This is a genomic window from Bradyrhizobium sp. SPXBL-04, assembly GCF_051853035.1.
GTDB classification, from domain to species: Bacteria; Pseudomonadota; Alphaproteobacteria; order Rhizobiales; family Xanthobacteraceae; genus Bradyrhizobium; species Bradyrhizobium zhanjiangense.
Genome location: NZ_CP182472.1, coordinates 6,166,566 through 6,182,981, shown reverse-complemented (window position 1 = coordinate 6,182,981; position 16,416 = coordinate 6,166,566). Strand labels below are relative to the sequence as shown.

The following is a 16,416-nucleotide window of genomic DNA, read 5'->3' as shown; positions in this document are numbered from 1 at the left end:
CCGGGGCCAAGCCCAGCGATCGCCAATGGAGGATCTCGCATGAACATATCGCTGAAGCCACAGACGTCTCAACCTGCGCGCGCGCTGGCCGGAAAGGTTGCGCTGGTCACGGGCTCGACCAGCGGCATTGGGCTCGGCATCGCATGGGCGCTGGCTGCCGCGGGTGCCGACATCGTGCTCAATGGCCTCGGTGTCGCGAGCGAGATCGACCGGACGCGCGAGCAGCTCGCCGCCGAATTCGCATCAAGGCGAGCTACTCGCCCGCAGACATGACTAGGCCCAAATCGATCGCCGAGATGATCGCGGCCACCATCGCCCAATCCGGCCGGCTCGACATCCTCGTCAACAACGCCGGCATCCAGCATGTCGCGCCGCTCGACCAGTTTCCAGTCGAGAAATGGGACCAGATCCTCGCGATCAATCTGACGTCCGCCTTCCACACCACGCGACTCGCGTTGCCGGCCATGCGCCGGAACGGTTTTGGCCGGATCATCAACATCGCCTCTGCGCATGGTCTGGTCGGCTCGCCGTTCAAGGCGGCCTATGTCGCCGCCAAGCATGGGATCGTCGGTCTCACCAAGGTGACGGCGCTCGAGACCGCGGAGGAGGGCATCACCTGCAATGCCGTCTGTCCGGGCTACGTCTACACACCGCTGGTCGAGGCGCAGATCGACGGACAGGCCAAGGCGCACGGCGTCTCCCGCGATCAGGTAATCCGTGACGTGCTGCTCGTGCAGCAGCCGAACAAGCGTTTCGCCACGGTCGAGGAGCTTGGCGCGCTCACGGTGTTCCTGGCGACGGAAGCGGCCGCTTCCATCACCGGCATTGCGCTTCCGGTCGATGGCGGCTGGACCGCGCATTGACATGGGGCGGCGCAACAAGCTGCGGCGGACTGCGAACATTCGATCGGCGCAAGCTCATGAGGAGCGAGACATGAACGGCATGCAGGACAACGCGCAGAACAATGGTACGGACCTGCCGGGCCAGGTCGTGCTGGTGCTTCAGGGCGGCGGCGCACTCGGGTCCTATCAGGCCGGGGTGTATCAGGCGCTGCACGAGGCCGGCATCGAGCCTGACTGGATCATCGGCACCTCGATCGGCGCTATCAATGCGAGCCTCATTGCGGGCAACGCGCCTCGGCAGCGACTCGCGCATCTGAGGGAGTTCTGGAAACGGATGGAGCAGAATCCGATCTGGAATTTGCGCACCGCGTTTCCCGGCTTCAACGAGAAGCTGACCTATTGGTCGACGGTCACCAACGGCATTCCCGGCTTCTTCCGGCCCAATCCGCTGGCGCATGCGGGGGATTCCTTTCCGCTCGGCGCCGACCACGCTGGCTTCTATTCGACTGCGCCGCTGGAGAAGACGCTGCTCGAACTCGTCGATTTCAGCCTCGTCAACCGCTGTTCGCCGCGCTTGACGGTCGGTGCGGCTCATGTCCGCACCAGCCAGATGCGCTATTTCGACAGCCGCGACGGTGATCTCTCGGTGAAGCACGTCATGGCCTCGGGCGCGCTGCCGCCGGCCTTCCCTGCGGTGCGCATCGACGGCGAGCTCTATTGGGACGGCGGCATCCTGTCCAACACGCCGACAGAGGCGGTGTTCGACGACAATCCGCGTAAGGACTCGCTGATCTTCGCGGTGCATCTGTGGAATCCGGTTGGAGCCGAGCCGACCACGATGGCGGAGGTGCTTAACCGTCACAAGGACGTGCAATATTCCAGCCGGATCGCCAGCCAGATCGCGCGCCAGCAGCAGGCCCATCGCCTGCGCCACGTCATCAACCAACTCGCCGCGCGATTGCCCGAGCGCGAGCGCAGCGATCCGGCGGTGCGCGAGCTCACGAGCCATGGCTGCCCAACGCGCATGCATGTGGTGCGCCTGCTCGCCCCGCAGCTGGACCGCGAGAGCCACACCAAGGATATCGATTTCAGTCCGTCAGGCATCATGCAGCGCTGGGATGCAGGCTATGCCCACACGAGATCCGTGCTTGCGCGAAAGCCGTGGATCGGTGAATTCGATCCGCTCGCCGGCGTGGTGCTGCACGAGCATATGGACGTGCTGCCGATTGCGGCGGAGTGAGGGCCTTGTTCTTCATTGTTTTACGTGATGACGATTTCGCAGCGGCGCGGTCCGGGGTATTGTCGCCGTGTCTTCGTCGCGAGGCTTGCAATTGGTCGGTGAGAAAGATCTGGAGGCATCGCTCGAAACGCTGCGTGCGAACGCGGCGGGACGGGTCGCCGGCGTGTTCGGTCCGTCCTCGCTGACCTGGCGGATCGACCGGGAGGCCGTGATCTTTCTCGGCGCCGGCCGTGCGCTGTTGCTGCAACTGGCGCATCCGTGGGTGGCGGCCGCGATCGCCGAGCATTCGAGCACCCTTGCCGACCCGATCGGCCGCTTCCATCGCACTTTCGACATCGTCTTTACCATGGTGTTCGGCTCGCTGGACCGGGCGCTGCTGTCGTCCCGGCAGCTGCACCGGCGCCACAGCATGATCATTGGCGAGATGCCCGAGACCGTCGGTCCGTTCGCGGCCGGCTCGCGCTATTGCGCCAACGACATTCCCTCGCTCCGCTGGGTCCATGCGACGCTGGTCGAGACCGCGCTGATGGTGCATGATCTGGTGCTGCCGCCGCTCTCGGCGGAGGAGCGCGAGCGCTATTGGAGCGAGGCCCGGCTGTACGGCGCCCTGTTCGGACTGACGGGGGATGATTTGCCGGCGGACTGGTCCGGCTTCGCAGCCTACAATGCGGCGATGGCGCAGTCGGATACGCTGACCGTCAGCCCAGCGGCGCGCCAGATCGCCGAACAGATCTTCAGCGGCGCCCGCCCCTGGTTGCGGCCACCGCGATGGTACCGTGCGCTCGCGGCACGCATGCTGCCGGAGCGACTGCGCGCCGAGTTCGGCCTTATGCTTGACGAGCGCGACATCAGAGCTGCCGACAATGCTCTGACCTGGATCAGGCGCGTCTATCCGAAACTGCCCGACCGGCTGCGCTATGTCGGCCCCTATCAGGAGGCGCAGGCGCGCTTGCGGGGCGAGCCGCAGCCCGACTGGATGATCCGGTGCCTGAACCGCGCCTGGATCGGGCGGCCGCAGATGGACGTGCGCGGGAAGGGGTGAAGTCCTCCGCTGCTGCCAACAACTTCCGTCATTGCGAGGAGCCCTTGCGACGAAGCAATCCTGATCTTCCCCCAAAAAAGTGGACAGCGTTCAAGCCGATTTTAGCTCCATCTCGACTGGGCTGATATAGCCGATGGCCGAGTGTCTGCGGTGTTGATTGTAGAAGCCCTCGACGTAGGCGAAGATGTCGCGCTCAGCTTCATCGCGGGTCGGATATTGACGGTGATGGATCAGTTCGGACTTGAGCGTGTGGAAGAAGCTTTCCATCGGGGCGTTGTCGTAGCAGTCGGCTCTGCGGCTCATCGAAGGCCGGACGCCGGCGGCTTGCAGCGCTTGGCGGTACTCGGTTGAAGCATATTGGATGCCGCGATCGGAGTGATGGATCAGGCCGGCGCCGGGCTTTTGCCCCTTGATCGCCATCCTTAATGCGGCGAGCGGCAATTCGGCGCGCAGATGGTCGTCCATCGCCCAGCCCACGATACGGCGACTGTACAGATCCATGATGGCGGCCAGGTACAACCATCCTTGGCCGGTCCAGACATAGGTGATGTCGGCGAGCCAGACCTGATTGCGCATGGCGGCCGAGAAGTTCCGGCCGAGCAAGTTGGGCGCGATCGGGAAGCCATGCCCGCTATCGGTGGTGCGGCATCGTCGCGGCCCGGCCGAGATGGCTCGAACGCCATGGCAGCGCATCTGCCGCTCGATTCGGCCACGGCTTGCATGGTGTCCCTGGGCCTTGAGTTCGACATGAATGCGCGGGCTGCCATAGCGACCATGACTGTCGCGATGAACCCGCTTGATGTCCTGCAGCAACTCTCGATTGGCAGCGGCCCGGGGGCTTTCCGGGCGCGACCGCCAAGCATAGTAGCCCGCAGGCGAGACGCCGAGGACACGGCACATGATCTTAACCGGATAGTCGGCGCGGCGATCTTCGATGAAGCGGAACTTCATGTCCTGGGTCCAGCAAAGATCGCGATCGACTTTTTTAAAATGTCGCGCTCCATACGCAACTGTTCGTTTTCCCGCTGCAACCGGGCGATCACGTCAGCTTGGGCCGCCGACGGCACCGCCGCTTGCGACGTGGGCGCCGCGGCGCTGCCGCCGGCTGCTACCGTGCTCCGCTCCTTCACCCATCGGCTGAGCACGGAGCCGTCCAGCCCGAGCTCCTTCGATACCGACTTCGCCGAACGGCCGCTCGACAAAACCAGATCAACTGCCTGCCGCTTGTACTCGTCCGAATACGAGCGTCGCTGCCGTTTCGCCATCTGACACCTCTCGCTGCCTAAGCTATAGGTGTCCACCGATTTAGGGGAGGCTCAATCCAGACTACCGCCGCTAAGAGACTCTGGATTGCTTCGCTACGCTCGCAATGACGGAGTGCGTAGCCACGCCTCGGCCCAATCTCACACCGACGCCAGCTTCCGGTACAGCGCGCTGTAGCAGCCGGCCGAGATGCTCCAGGAGAACGATCGTCCCATTGCGCTGCGGCGCATGGTATCGAGCTGGTCCTGCGCCATGAACGCCTCGAACGCGCGGCGGACGCCGCCGATGAAGGATTCGCGCGAGGGCCTTGCGAACAGGAAGCCGGTCTCGCCGTCGGTAATGGTCTCGGCCAGACCGCCGGTCTGGTGTCCGATCGGCAGCGAACCGAAGCGCTGGGCGTACATCTGGCTGAGCCCGCACGGTTCGAAGCGCGAGGGCATCAGGGTGAAATCGCTGCCGGCGAAGATGCGGCGCGCCTGGGCGTCGTTGAAGCCGATCACGACCCCGATGGCATCGGGGCGGCGGCGATGCGCGTTGATCACGGCCTGCTCGAGCGCCGGTTCGCCGGAACCGGTGATCACGATCTGGCCACCGGCATCGACGATCTCGTCGGCGGCCGACAGCACGAGGTCGATGCCCTTCTGGTGCACGAGGCGGGCGACGATGCCGAACATGGGGCCGCGTGAGACCGCAAGCCCGAACTGCTTGCGCACGTAGTCCGCATTCGCTTTCTTGCCGATCCAGTCGCCGGCGCCGAATTGCTGGGCGAGCTGTGAGCAGGAGCGTGGGTCCCAGCTCTCGTCTATCCCGTTGAGGATGCCGGTGAGCTCGGCGGCGTCGGAGCGGACGCGAAGCAGGCCTTCGAGACCGCAGCCGAATTCGGCCGTGGTGATCTCGCGCGCATAGGTGCCGCTGACCGTGGTGAGGTGCGAGGCATAGACCAGCCCGGCCTTGAGGAAGGAGACCTGGTCGTAGAATTCGACGCCGTCGATATGGAACGAGCTCTCCGGCGCGCCGATCCGCCGCAGCGAGTCCTTCGGAAAGAGGCCCTGATAGGCGAGGTTGTGGATGGTCAGGATCGACGGCAGCTTGGCGCCGCGCCAGGCGAGATAGGCCGGCACGAGTGAGGCCTGCCAGTCATTGGCATGGATCAGGTCTGCTGCCCAATTCTTGTCCAGCGTGCCCATGGCCAGCTCAGCGGCGGCCGAGGCAAGGCGCGCGAAGCGGATGTCGTTGTCCGGCCAGTCGCGCCCGGATTCGTCGCCATAGGGATTGCCGGGCCGGTCATAGAGCTGTGAGCACAACAGCACGTAGACCGGCAGGCCGTCCTTGGTCGCGGCCCGCCCGAGCGAGCAGGCTGGCATCTCCGCGAATGCCGGACAGCGGCCAACGATTTGAATGTGCGTGAGTTGTTCGATGATGTCGCGATAGCCGGGCAGCATGATCCGGATATCGGCAAAGGAGCGAAGGGCGCGGGGGAGAGCAGCCGAAACGGCTCCAAGTCCGCCGACGCGGACGAAGTCGTCCATCTCTGTCGTGACGAACAAGACCCTCAAGAACAGCCGCCCTCTGCCGATCCCGTTCGCTGCTATGCAAGAACGGGTCCAGTTGTTCCGGAATTCCCAAGCCCGCCCATGCGGCGCGTCGGTTCGGTAAACACTTTCCTACTCAGCCGCCGCCCTCTAGGGTCGCCGCATCAACAACAGAGAACTTCGATAAGTTCCTAAGACACCCAAGGACGTGAGCAGGCATGCAGCTAGCAGATAAGCATGAGGGGACGACGACAAAGGCCTTCGCCGGCCTGCGGGTCCTGGATTTTTCGACCACGATTGCCGGTCCCCATTGCACGCGCATGCTCGCCGACATGGGCGCCGAGGTGATCAAGATCGAGACCGACGGCGGCGAGACGATGCGGACCCGGCCGCCGCTGCGCAAGGGGTGCAGCACCACGTTCGGCCAGCTCAATGTCGGCAAGAAGAGCGTGGTGCTCGACCTCAAATCCGAGGACGGCAAGGAGGCGGTGCGCCGGCTGGCCGCGACATCAGACATCCTGGTCGAGAACTTCCGCCCGGGGGTGATGCACCGGCTGCGGCTCGACTACGACAGCATGCGTCAGGTCAACCAAAAGCTGATCTACTGCTCGATCTCAGGCTACGGCCAGACCGGCCCCTCGGCCGAGCTGCCGGCCTATGCGCCGGTGATCCATGCGGCCTCGGGCTACGACTTGGCGCATCTCGCCTACCAGCCCGGCCGTCACCGCCCCGACTATTGCGGCATCTATCATGCCGACGTCGTCACCGGCACCTACGGCTTCGGCGCGATCGCTTCGGCGCTGTATCAGCGCACCGTGACAGGCCTTGGCCAGCACATCGACGTCTCCATGCTGGAAACGATGCTGTCGCTGACGCTGACCGAGTTGCAGAGCTCGCAATTCGCCGTGAAGCCGCCGCCGCGCCCGATGTTCGGGCCGACCGAGACGGAAAACGGCTATGTCATGATCACGTTCGCGAGCGAGAAGACGTTTCAGGGTTTGATGGGGGTGATTGGCCGCCTCGCCTGGATCTCCGATCCGCGCTTCTCCACCTACGCCGCGCGTCGCGAGAATTGGGCCGACATGATGGACGGCGTCGAAGCCTGGTCACGGCAGCTCACGACCGATGCATGCCTTGCCGCGCTCGGCGCGGCCGGCGTCCCGGCCTCGGCCTATCGCACCGTGTCAGAAGCGCTGGCCGATCCGCAGCTCGCGCACCGGCAGGCGCTGTCCGAGGTGCGGGACGGGGGCGGTTCATTCCAGGTCCTCAATCTGCCGTTCCGAATGTCGGGCGCCGACACCACGCCGGCCAAGACGATGGCCGTGCTCGGCGAGCACACGGATGCGCTACGCGATGAGATCGGTCTCGCGGACGAAGCGCCAATTCCGTCAGGCAAAACGGCCGCGACGTGCTGAACGCGCCGCGATATGCGGCGCTCGAACCCTCGTGCGTTCCTCTTGCCGTGGCGGACATTTGTCGCCAATCTCGCTCCCCGAGTCATTCAACGATCCGAAACATCGGACGAGGGACCCCGGGAGGAACCATGACGAATGCGGCTGCCGTGGCACGCAAGTGCGTGCCGATTTTCCTTGTTGCGGCATTTGCACTGGCAGCGCCGGCGCAGGCGCAGAAGTCGGGCGGCAGCATCACCGTCGGTCAGGAGCTGGAGATTGCAGGCTTCGATCCGCTCAAGGTCGGCGTCTACGACACCTCCACCTTCACCGCAGCCGCCGCGATCTTCGACACGCTGACGACGCTGGACGAGAAAGGCGAGGCGGCGCCAAAACTCGCGGTGTCCTGGACCCATTCCGACGACTACAAGAGCTGGACCTTCAAGCTGCGTCAGGGCGTGAAATTCCACGACGGCACGCCGTTCAACGCGCAGGCGTTCAAGGAAAACTTTGACCGGCAGAAGGATCCCGCCAACAAGTGCCGCTGCGCCTTCTACATCACCAACGTCAAGGAGGTGCTGGCGCCCGACGAATACACCATCGTCTACAATCTTACCGATCCCTCCGTGAACCTGCCGGCGGTGATCACCATCCAGAGCTCCAACAACGCCATTCATTCGCCGACGGCCTGGAAGACCAAGGGCGACGACTATAATCGCAATCCCGTCGGCACCGGCCCCTACATTCTGAAATCCTGGACTGCGGGCGACCGCATGGTGCTGGAGAAGAACCCGGACTACTGGGACAAGGGCCGTCCGTATCTCGACCGCATCATCTTAAAGCCGCTGCCCGACGCGCAGTCGCGCTTTGCCTCGCTGCAATCGGGCGAGGCCGACATCATCTGGGACGACGAGAACGACGCCGACAACATCATGAGGGCGCAGAAGGACTCAAAGCTCACCGTGCACACCTACAAGGGCTCGGGCGCGCAGGTCTACGCCTTCAACACCAAGGTCGCGCCGTTCGACGACGTCCGCGTGCGGCAGGCGCTGGTGATGGCGATCGACCGTCCAAAAATGTCGCAGGCGATCAGCAACGGCCTGAGCCGGCCCGCGACCAATCCGTACGGCGACGGATCCTGGGTCAAGTGCAAGGACGACGGCGCGCTGCCGTTCGACATCGAGAAGGCCAAGGCGCTGATCAAGGATTACGGCAAGCCGGTCGAGTTCAAGATGCTGGTGACCGCGACGCCGCGTGGCCGCATGATCGGCCAGGTGCTCCAGCAGTTCTGGAAGCGCGTCGGCGGCAACATGGAGATCGAGCAGGTCGACCAGGCCACCATCCCGTCGCGCGCCTTCACCCGCCAGTTCCAGTTGACGCCGTGGCGCATCGTCGATCTCGCCGATCCCGATCCACAGATGTATGCGAACTTCCGCGGCGGCAGCCCGCTCGCGCTGTCCAACTACGCCGATCCAGAGCTCGACCGGCTGCTCGATCATGCCCGCGTCACGGCCGACCTCGGCCAACGGACCGAGGATTATTGCGCGATCAGCCGCCTGATCAACAAGCAGGCGATCTGGTTCTGGACCTTCCAGAACACCTATTACGCGCTGTCGAGCGCCAAGCTGAAGGGCTTTCCGAAAATCTACAACGGTGTGATCGACGTCTCGAACACCTGGCTGGAATGAAAGCGCGATGCTGAACTTCGTCGTTCGGCGGCTCCTTGCGATTCTGCCGGTCCTGCTGGCCGTCTCGCTGCTGACCTTCCTGATTGCCTCGCTGCTGCCGGGCGATCTCGCCTTGGTCATCCTCGGCGACCAGGCAACGCCGGAGAATGTCGCGGCGCTGCGCCGCGACATGGGGCTCGACCAACCACTGTGGTGGCGTTACCTGAGCTGGCTCGGCCATGTCCTGCAGGGCGATCTCGGCCGTTCCTTCCGCACCGGGCAGACGGTGCTCCAGGCGGTGGCCGAGCGCATCCCGGTCTCGCTCCAGCTGATGCTGATGGCCGAGTTCATCGGGCTCGCGATCGGCGTGCCGCTTGCGATCGCCTGCGCCGCGCGCGCCGGCGGCGCCTTCGACCGCTTCATGACCGGCAGCGCCTTCGCCATGCTGTCGATGCCGTCCTTCCTGACCGCGATCCTCCTGATCTATCTGTTCGCGGTCGAGCTGCACTGGCTGCCCGCGACCGGCTATGTGCCGTTCACCGAGGCGCCGCTGGCCAATCTGCGCTTCTTCGTGCTGCCGGCGCTGACATTGGCGCTGGCGGAATGGCCGGGCATCATGCGGGTGCTGCGCTCCGACATGATCGCCACCTTGCAGGAGGATTATATCGCGCTCGCCAAGGCCAAGGGCCTCAAGCCCGCACGCATCCTGTTCGTACATGCGCTCAAGCCCTCGTCGCTGACGCTGGTGACGGTGACCGGGATCAATATCGGCCGTCTGCTCGGCGGCACGCTGATCGTGGAATCGATCTTTGCACTACCCGGAATCGGACGGCTGCTGGTCGGCGCGATCTACACCCGCGACCTCGTCATCCTGCAGGGCGTGGTGCTGCTGGTCGCCTGCGGCTTCGTGCTCGTCAACTTCATCGTCGACATGCTCTACGCCGTGCTTGATCCGAGGATCCGCCATGGCCACGCTTGAGCTCTCGATTCAGGACGAGGCGGCGTCCGCGCCCGTTCGCGGCAGGCGCAAGCTCTGCCTGCTGTTCTGGCTCGCGAGCGGCTGGCTTGCGATCATTCTCGCGCTCGCGATCCTGGCGCCGGTGCTGCCGCTGCAGAACCCGACCGACATGGACATGCTGGAGCGTCGCGCGGCGTTCTCCGGCGAGCACTGGCTCGGCACCGACGGGCTCGGCCGCGACGAGCTCGCCCGCCTGATTTTCGGCGCGCGAGTGTCGCTGACGGTCGGGCTGATCGCGCCGATGATCAGCCTTGTATTCGGCGGCGCACTCGGCCTGCTCGCCGGCTATTTCCGCGGCCGGTTCGAGACGCTGGTGGTCGGCAGCATGGACGTGCTGCTGGCCTTTCCGCCGCTGATCTTCGCGCTCGCCGTGACCGCCTATCTCGGCCAATCCGTCCCCAATCTGACCTTGATCCTTGGCGTGCTCGGCATTCCTGCCTTCATGCGCGTGGCGCGTGCGGCGACGCTGACGCTGTCGCGGCGCGAATTCGTGATTGCCGCCGAGGCGCTCGGCGCCAGCCACGCGCGGATCCTGCTGCGCGAGCTTCTGCCGAACGTGATCCTGCCGCTGCTCGCCTTCTTCCTGCTCGGTGTCGCCGTCACCATCGTGGTCGAGGGGGCGCTGTCCTTTCTCGGCCTCGGCGTGCCGCCGCCGATGGCGAGCTGGGGCAGCATGATCGGCGAGGGGCGTGAGAGCCTCGACGTCGCGCCGCGGCTCGCCTTCCTGCCGGCGGCGGCGCTGTTCCTGACCGTGCTGGCTTTCAACCTCGTCGGCGACACCTTGCGGGCCCTGACCGACCCGCGTCAGGGGGCATTGTGAGCGCGCCGCTCTTGACCATCGAGGACGTCGCGGTCGAGCTGCCGACACCGCGCGGCAATTTGCGCGCGGTGGATCACGTCGACCTGTCGCTGGCGGCCGGCCGCACGCTCGGCATCGTCGGCGAATCCGGCTGTGGCAAGACCATGCTGTCGCGCGCGGTGCTTCAGCTCCTGCCGAAGAAGGCGAAGCTGACGGGCCGGGTGATGTTCGACGGCGAGGATCTGGTGCGGCTTAATGCGGAACGGCTGCGGCGCCTGCGCGGGCGCGATCTCGCGGTCGTGTTCCAGGATCCCATGACCTCGCTCAATCCCGTGCTCACCATCGGCACCCAGTTGATGGAGACGATCCAGGAACACCTTGAGCTGGATGCCCCGGCGGCCAGGAAGCGCAGCATCGAGCTGCTTGCGGCCGTCGGCATTCCGGCACCGGAGCAGCGGCTCGCGCAATATCCGCATCAATGTTCCGGCGGCATGCGCCAGCGCATCGCGATTGCGATCGCGCTGTCCTGCGAGCCGAAACTGCTGATCGCGGACGAGCCGACGACGGCGCTCGACGTCACCATCCAGGCGCAGATTCTCGATCTCCTGGCGCGCGAGCAGCGGCGCCGCCACATGGCGATGATCATCATCACCCATGATCTCGGCGTCGTCGCCGGCCGCGCCGACGAGGTCGCCGTGATGTATGCGGGCAGGGTGGTCGAGCGCGCGCCGACGCCGGCGCTGTTCAAGCGCATGCACATGCCCTACACCGAGGCGCTGCTGGCGGCGATCCCGAAGCTTGAGACCGCGCCGCATACGCCGCTGCCTGCGATCTCCGGCCGTCCGCCCGACCCGACGCGGCCGCTGTGTGGCTGCTCCTTTGCGCCGCGCTGCCGCTATGCCGCGGGGCGCTGTCACGAGGCCAAGCCCGAGCTGAAGAGCGCGGAGGTGCCGGGGCATCTCTATGCCTGCTTCCATCCGATCCAGATGGCTGAGGGGATCGGCGCATGATGCCGCTTGCCCTACGCCCCGAGCCGCTGCTGAACGTCGACAATCTCGTCGTCGAATATGGTCTCGGCAACAAGACGGTGCATGCCGTCTCCGGTGTCAGCCTTCAGGTCGCGCGTGGCGAGACGCTGGGACTGGTCGGCGAATCCGGCTGCGGCAAGTCGACGCTGGGGCGCGCGGTCCTGCAGTTGCGCCGCGCCAAATCCGGGCGGGTGATGTTCGACGGCGAGGATCTGACGGCGATGGAGGGCGAGGTGCTGCGCAAGATGCGCCGCCGCGTGCAGCTGATCTTTCAGGATCCTATCGCCTCGCTCAATCCGCGTCGGCGCATTGGCGACATCGTCGCCGAACCGCTGATCATCGCCGGCGTCAAGGATGCCGCCGAGCGCAAGCGGCGCGTTCACGAGGTGCTTTCCGCGGTCGGGCTCGACCCTGATATCGTGGCGGGTCGTCTGCCACATGAATTCTCCGGTGGGCAATGCCAGCGCATCTGCATCGCGCGGTCGCTGGTGCTCAATCCTGAGTTCATCGTCTGCGACGAGCCGGTGTCGGCGCTCGACGTCTCCATCCGCGCGCAGATTCTCAATCTGCTGGAGGAGATGAAGGCGCGCTTCGGCCTGACGCTGCTGTTCATCGCGCATGATCTCGCGGTGGTCAAAGCGGTCAGCGACCGCGTCGCGGTGATGTATCTCGGCCGGCTCTGCGAGGTCGGGCCGTCGGAACAATTGTTCGCAAAGCCGGCGCATCCCTATACCGGGTTGCTGTTGCAGGCGATCCCGGTGCCTGATCCGGATGTGCGTCCCGTTGAGAGTGTAGCGAGTGGCGAGCCGCCATCGCCGATTGCGCCCCCGTCCGGCTGCCGCTTCCGCACCCGCTGTCCGCGGGCCGATCAGCGATGCAGCGCGGAGATACCGGAGTTGCGTGAAATCGCGCCCGGCCAGTTCGCGGCTTGCCATCATCCGCTGGCCTAAACTAAGACGGTCGGGGTTTGTCTCGCCTCGCCGGTCGTGGCATGCTGGCGCGACAACAAGAACATGCCGGGAGGACGTCGATGAAGAGCTTCAAGGTCGCCGATTTCAAGGCGCCGCTGCAGGAGGTCGACGAGGCCACGCCGCAGCCCTCGGGCACCCAGGTTCTGATCAAGGTGAAGGCGGCCGGCGTCTGCCACAGCGACCTCCACATCTGGGAAGGCGGCTACGATCTCGGTCACGGCCGCAAGCCGCTGTCGCTGAAGGACCGCGGCATCAATTTGCCGCTGACCATGGGCCACGAGACCGTCGGCGAAGTCCTCGCCTTCGGGCCCGACGTAAAGCCGACCGACCAGGGCGACCTCAAGCTCGGCGATGTCGGCCTGGTCTATCCCTGGATCGGCTGCGGCAAATGCGCCACGTGCCTTGGCGGCGAGGAGAACATGTGCCTGACGCCGCGCTCGCTTGGCGTCTATTGCGATGGCGGTTATGCCGACCACATGCTGGTGCCGCATCCGCGCTATCTGCTCAATCTACGAGGGCTCGACCCCGCGACGACCGCGCCCTATGCCTGCTCGGGCGTCACCACCTACAGCGCGCTGAAGAAGGTCGAGCAGCATTTCGACACGCCGATCGTGATGTTCGGCGCCGGCGGCCTCGGCCTAATGGCGCTGTCGCTGCTGAAAGCGATGGGCGGCAAGGGCGCGATCATGGTCGATATCGATGCGAAGAAGCGCGAAGCGGCGGAAAAGTCCGGTGCGCTCGCGACGGTCGATCCCAAGGCGCCGGATGCGCTGGAGCAACTCGCGAAGAAGGCGGGCGGGCCGATCCGCGCCGTGATCGACCTCGTCGGCAATGCCGCGACGACGCAGCTCGGTTTCGACTGCCTGACCAAGGGCGGCAAGCTCGTCATCGTCGGCCTGTTCGGCGGCGGTGCGACCTGGGCGCTGCCGCTGATTCCGATCAAGGCCGTGACGATCCAGGGCAGCTATGTCGGCAATTTGCGTGAGACGCAGGAATTGCTCGATCTGGTGCGAGCGAAGAAGGTGCCGCCGATCCCGGTGACGACGGTGCCGCTCGCCAGGGCCAACGACGCGCTGCTGCAGTTGCAGCAGGGCGCGGTGGTCGGACGCACCGTGCTGACGCCGTAACGAACGCTCTCTCCTCCGTCATTGCGAGGAACGAAGCGACGAAGCAATCCAGACTGCCCCAGCGGAAAGATTCTGGATTGCTTCGCTTCGCTCGCAATGACGACTTGGCTAACTCCTTCCTCGAGGCTCTTATGTCCGCAAATAACGCCTTCCACATTGCCGTGCTCGCCGGTGACGGCATCGGTCCCGAAGTCATGGCGCCGGCGATCGAGGTGCTGCGCAAGATCGAACAGAAATCGGATTTGCGCTTCCGCTTCACCGAGGCCCCGGCCGGCGCCAACAATTATCTCGCCACCGGCAAGTCGATGTCTGATACCACCATCAAGCTGTGCGAGGAGGCGGATGCGATCCTGTTAGGTGCCTGCGGCCTACCTTCGGTACGCTACCCCGACAACACCGAGATCGCGCCGCAGATCGAGCTGCGCTTCATCTTCGATCTCTATGCCGGCGTGCGTCCGGCGCGGCTCATTCCGGGCGTGCCGAGCCCGATCGTCGGCGCCGACCGGCGCGGCATTGATCTCGTTGTGATCAGGGAGTCCACCGAAGGCCTGTTTGCCTCGATGGGCAAGGGCGTCGTCACCCATGAGGATGCGCGCGAGACCATGGTGATCACACGCAAGACGTCCGAACGCCTGTTCGAGTTCTCGTTTCGCCTTGCCGAGCGGCGCAAGGCGCGCGGCAAGCCCGGTGCGCTCACCTGCGTCGACAAGGCGAACGTGTTCAAGGCCTTCGCCTTCTTCCGCGGCATCTTCGACGAGATCGCCAAAAAGCATCCCGAGGTGAAGACCGACCGGCTCTATGTCGATGCCTGCTCGGCGATGCTGGTGAAGCGGCCCTGGGATTTCGACGTGATGGTGATGGAGAACATGTTCGGCGATATCGTCTCCGACATCACCGCGAGCCTGATCGGCGGCCTCGGCATGGCGCCGTCGGCCGACATTGGCGACAAGTATGCGGTGTTTCAGCCGTGCCACGGCACCGCGCCTGACATCATGGGGCAGGGCAAGGCCAATCCCACCGGCATGATCCTGTCGGCGGCGCTGATGCTGGACTGGCTCGCCGACAAGCATGGCGTCGAGAGCGCGACGGAGGCCGGCGAGACGATCGAGCGTGCGGTAGACAAGGTCTACGCCGGCGGCATCAAGCCGATGGAGTTCGGCGGCAACAACGGCACGGCGGACATCACGAAAGCGGTGCTCGCGGCGCTGTAGTCAAGGAAAAAGGGGCCCGCAGGCCCCCTGTCGTTCACCAGTGGCGCCAGTGGTGGTAGCGGTGACCCCAGCCCCACGGACGCGGGCCGTAGAAGCGTCGCGGGCCGCCATAATAGCCGTAGGCGCCGTAGTAGTTCGGACGCCACCAGCAGCGGCCCCAGGGGTTACAGACCCAGCGCACCTGATCGACATCGGCGGCGGGACCGCCTGCAATCTTGTCCGCCTGCGGGATGCCGTTCGGCATTGCCGCGAGAGCGGGACCCGAGGCGAGCGCCGCACCGCCCAAGGCAGCCAGACCGAGAACAGCAAATTTGAGTTTCATCGCAATCTCCCTCGTTGGTGGCGAGAGAACTTTCGACAGATCAACTGGTTGCTATCGCGGTGCGTGCGCGTGGGAAATTTAATCTTCCTGAACGAAGGTTCAGTTTCACCGCCCTTGGAACTTGGGTCTGCGCTTTTCCATGAAGGCCTGCCGGCCCTCGCGGAAATCCTGGGAGTCCATGCAGGCGTTGCCGATCGCCTTGATCGTGTCCATGTCGCGCTGGCTCTCGTCCTTCAGAACCTGCGCGATGGTGATCTTGGCGGCCCTGATGGCGAGCGGCGCGTTTTCGGAAATGGTCTGCGCGATTCCCATGGTCTCGCCCCAGAGCTGGTCGTCGGGGATCACGCGCTCGACGAGGCCAATGCGCAGCGCCTCAGAGGAATCGATGCGCATGCCCGTGTACATCAACAGGCGCGCCCAGGACGGGCCGACCAGCGACACCAGGTGACGCAAGCCGTCATAGCCATAGGCGATGCCGAGCCTGGCGGCGGGAATGCCGAACTGGCTGTCGTGCGAAGCGATGCGGATGTCGGCAAGCATCGCGACCTGCATGCCGCCGCCTAGGCAAAAACCCTGGATGCAGGCGATGGTCGGCTTGGGATAGTCGGCGAGCAGCGCGCGCTGGGCGGCGCTGCGCTTGGCGTATTCCTCGGACGCCGCCGCATTGTGCCTGACCTTCTCGAACTGGCTGATGTCGGCGCCCGAGACGAACGCCTTGCCGCCGGCGCCGCGCAGGATTACGACCCGCACCGTCTCGTCGTCGCGCAGGCTGGTCAGTGCCTCGCCAAATCCCTCCCACATCTCCAGCGACATCGCGTTGCGCTTGTCGGGATTGTTGAAGGTGATCACGCCGACGCCGCTGGTCGTGTGCTTGAGGATCTTGCTGTCGGCGTAAGCCGTTTCGGTCGTGCTGGACATGTCGGACATCGCGCGCTCGCTGATCGTTGGCGAGGCAATGTGCGG

General features: G+C 65.1%; 14 protein-coding genes and 1 pseudogene. 11 read left to right on the top strand and 4 right to left on the bottom strand.

Annotation, left to right across the window (positions count from 1 at the left end):
- Positions 1–39: 39 nt before the first annotated feature.
- The 3 genes and pseudogenes from ACNJX8_RS29295 (at position 40) to ACNJX8_RS29285 (ending at position 3,124) form a co-directional block, all read left to right on the top strand.
- Positions 40–863: pseudogene (locus ACNJX8_RS29295) on the top strand (3-hydroxybutyrate dehydrogenase).
- Positions 864–933: 70 nt separating this feature from the next.
- Positions 934–2,082 carry a patatin-like phospholipase family protein gene (locus ACNJX8_RS29290; protein WP_439357611.1) on the top strand — a complete coding sequence of 383 codons (1,149 nt, stop codon included), beginning with the start codon at positions 934–936 and terminating at the stop codon, positions 2,080–2,082.
- Positions 2,083–2,173: 91 nt separating this feature from the next.
- Positions 2,174–3,124: an oxygenase MpaB family protein gene (locus ACNJX8_RS29285; protein ID WP_439357610.1), complete on the top strand. Its 951-nt coding sequence runs from the start codon at positions 2,174–2,176 to the stop codon at positions 3,122–3,124.
- Between the two features lie 90 nt (positions 3,125–3,214).
- Here ACNJX8_RS29285 and ACNJX8_RS29280 read toward each other — a convergent pair.
- Both ACNJX8_RS29280 and glgA read right to left on the bottom strand, forming a co-directional pair.
- Positions 3,215–4,389 (bottom strand): IS3 family transposase gene (locus tag ACNJX8_RS29280; RefSeq protein WP_439357590.1). Its coding sequence is split into 2 segments (ribosomal slippage): positions 3,215–4,095 and positions 4,095–4,389, totalling 1,176 coding nucleotides; the frame shifts between segments, so codons are not numbered across the junction.
- 138 nt (positions 4,390–4,527) lie between these two features.
- On the bottom strand, positions 4,528–5,943 hold the full coding sequence (gene glgA, locus ACNJX8_RS29275) for a glycogen synthase GlgA (protein ID WP_128935197.1): 1,416 nt from the start codon (positions 5,941–5,943) through the stop codon (positions 4,528–4,530).
- A gap of 194 nt (positions 5,944–6,137) precedes the next feature.
- Between glgA and ACNJX8_RS29270 the strand changes: the two genes are divergently transcribed.
- The 8 genes from ACNJX8_RS29270 to ACNJX8_RS29235 all read left to right on the top strand — a co-directional run bounded on the left by ACNJX8_RS29270 (position 6,138) and on the right by ACNJX8_RS29235 (position 15,131).
- Positions 6,138–7,334, top strand: coding sequence for a CaiB/BaiF CoA transferase family protein (locus tag ACNJX8_RS29270; protein WP_439357609.1), 1,197 nt, complete (start codon positions 6,138–6,140; stop codon positions 7,332–7,334).
- Between the two features lie 128 nt (positions 7,335–7,462).
- Entirely contained in the window at positions 7,463–8,998 is a 1,536-nt protein-coding gene (locus ACNJX8_RS29265; RefSeq protein WP_439357607.1) for an ABC transporter substrate-binding protein, read from the top strand.
- A 7-nt stretch (positions 8,999–9,005) separates the two neighbouring features.
- On the top strand, positions 9,006–9,956 hold the full coding sequence (locus ACNJX8_RS29260) for an ABC transporter permease (protein ID WP_128943979.1): 951 nt from the start codon (positions 9,006–9,008) through the stop codon (positions 9,954–9,956).
- Positions 9,943–10,815: an ABC transporter permease gene (locus ACNJX8_RS29255; RefSeq protein ID WP_439357606.1), complete on the top strand. Its 873-nt coding sequence runs from the start codon at positions 9,943–9,945 to the stop codon at positions 10,813–10,815. The genes ACNJX8_RS29260 and ACNJX8_RS29255 overlap by 14 nt, the downstream gene beginning before the upstream one ends.
- Positions 10,812–11,804, top strand: coding sequence for an ABC transporter ATP-binding protein (locus ACNJX8_RS29250; RefSeq protein WP_439357605.1), 993 nt, complete (start codon positions 10,812–10,814; stop codon positions 11,802–11,804). The genes ACNJX8_RS29255 and ACNJX8_RS29250 overlap by 4 nt, the downstream gene beginning before the upstream one ends.
- On the top strand, positions 11,801–12,772 hold the full coding sequence (locus ACNJX8_RS29245; protein WP_439357604.1) for an ABC transporter ATP-binding protein: 972 nt from the start codon (positions 11,801–11,803) through the stop codon (positions 12,770–12,772). The genes ACNJX8_RS29250 and ACNJX8_RS29245 overlap by 4 nt, the downstream gene beginning before the upstream one ends.
- A gap of 80 nt (positions 12,773–12,852) precedes the next feature.
- Positions 12,853–13,920 carry an alcohol dehydrogenase gene (locus ACNJX8_RS29240; protein WP_128935191.1) on the top strand — a complete coding sequence of 356 codons (1,068 nt, stop codon included), beginning with the start codon at positions 12,853–12,855 and terminating at the stop codon, positions 13,918–13,920.
- Positions 13,921–14,051: 131 nt separating this feature from the next.
- Positions 14,052–15,131, top strand: a complete 1,080-nt coding sequence (locus ACNJX8_RS29235; RefSeq protein ID WP_439357603.1) for an isocitrate/isopropylmalate dehydrogenase family protein — start codon at positions 14,052–14,054, stop codon at positions 15,129–15,131.
- A 34-nt stretch (positions 15,132–15,165) separates the two neighbouring features.
- Here the strand turns inward: ACNJX8_RS29235 and ACNJX8_RS29230 are convergent, their stop codons facing one another.
- Together ACNJX8_RS29230 and ACNJX8_RS29225 are read right to left on the bottom strand one after the other, a co-directional pair.
- Positions 15,166–15,453, bottom strand: a complete 288-nt coding sequence (locus tag ACNJX8_RS29230; RefSeq protein ID WP_128935189.1) for a hypothetical protein — start codon at positions 15,451–15,453, stop codon at positions 15,166–15,168.
- 105 nt (positions 15,454–15,558) lie between these two features.
- On the bottom strand, positions 15,559–16,380 hold the full coding sequence (locus ACNJX8_RS29225) for an enoyl-CoA hydratase (RefSeq protein ID WP_128939649.1): 822 nt from the start codon (positions 16,378–16,380) through the stop codon (positions 15,559–15,561).
- Between the last annotated feature and the right edge of the window lie 36 nt (positions 16,381–16,416).

Coding starts and splice junctions, on each gene's coding strand:
- ACNJX8_RS29225 (WP_128939649.1), bottom strand. CDS start 16,380: ATGTCCGACATGTCCAGCACGACCGAAACGGCTTACGCCGACAGCAAG.
- ACNJX8_RS29270 (WP_439357609.1), top strand. CDS start 6,138: ATGCAGCTAGCAGATAAGCATGAGGGGACGACGACAAAGGCCTTCGCC.
- ACNJX8_RS29290 (WP_439357611.1), top strand. CDS start 934: ATGAACGGCATGCAGGACAACGCGCAGAACAATGGTACGGACCTGCCG.
- ACNJX8_RS29260 (WP_128943979.1), top strand. CDS start 9,006: ATGCTGAACTTCGTCGTTCGGCGGCTCCTTGCGATTCTGCCGGTCCTG.
- ACNJX8_RS29265 (WP_439357607.1), top strand. CDS start 7,463: ATGACGAATGCGGCTGCCGTGGCACGCAAGTGCGTGCCGATTTTCCTT.
- ACNJX8_RS29230 (WP_128935189.1), bottom strand. CDS start 15,453: ATGAAACTCAAATTTGCTGTTCTCGGTCTGGCTGCCTTGGGCGGTGCG.
- ACNJX8_RS29245 (WP_439357604.1), top strand. CDS start 11,801: ATGATGCCGCTTGCCCTACGCCCCGAGCCGCTGCTGAACGTCGACAAT.
- ACNJX8_RS29235 (WP_439357603.1), top strand. CDS start 14,052: ATGTCCGCAAATAACGCCTTCCACATTGCCGTGCTCGCCGGTGACGGC.
- ACNJX8_RS29240 (WP_128935191.1), top strand. CDS start 12,853: ATGAAGAGCTTCAAGGTCGCCGATTTCAAGGCGCCGCTGCAGGAGGTC.
- ACNJX8_RS29255 (WP_439357606.1), top strand. CDS start 9,943: ATGGCCACGCTTGAGCTCTCGATTCAGGACGAGGCGGCGTCCGCGCCC.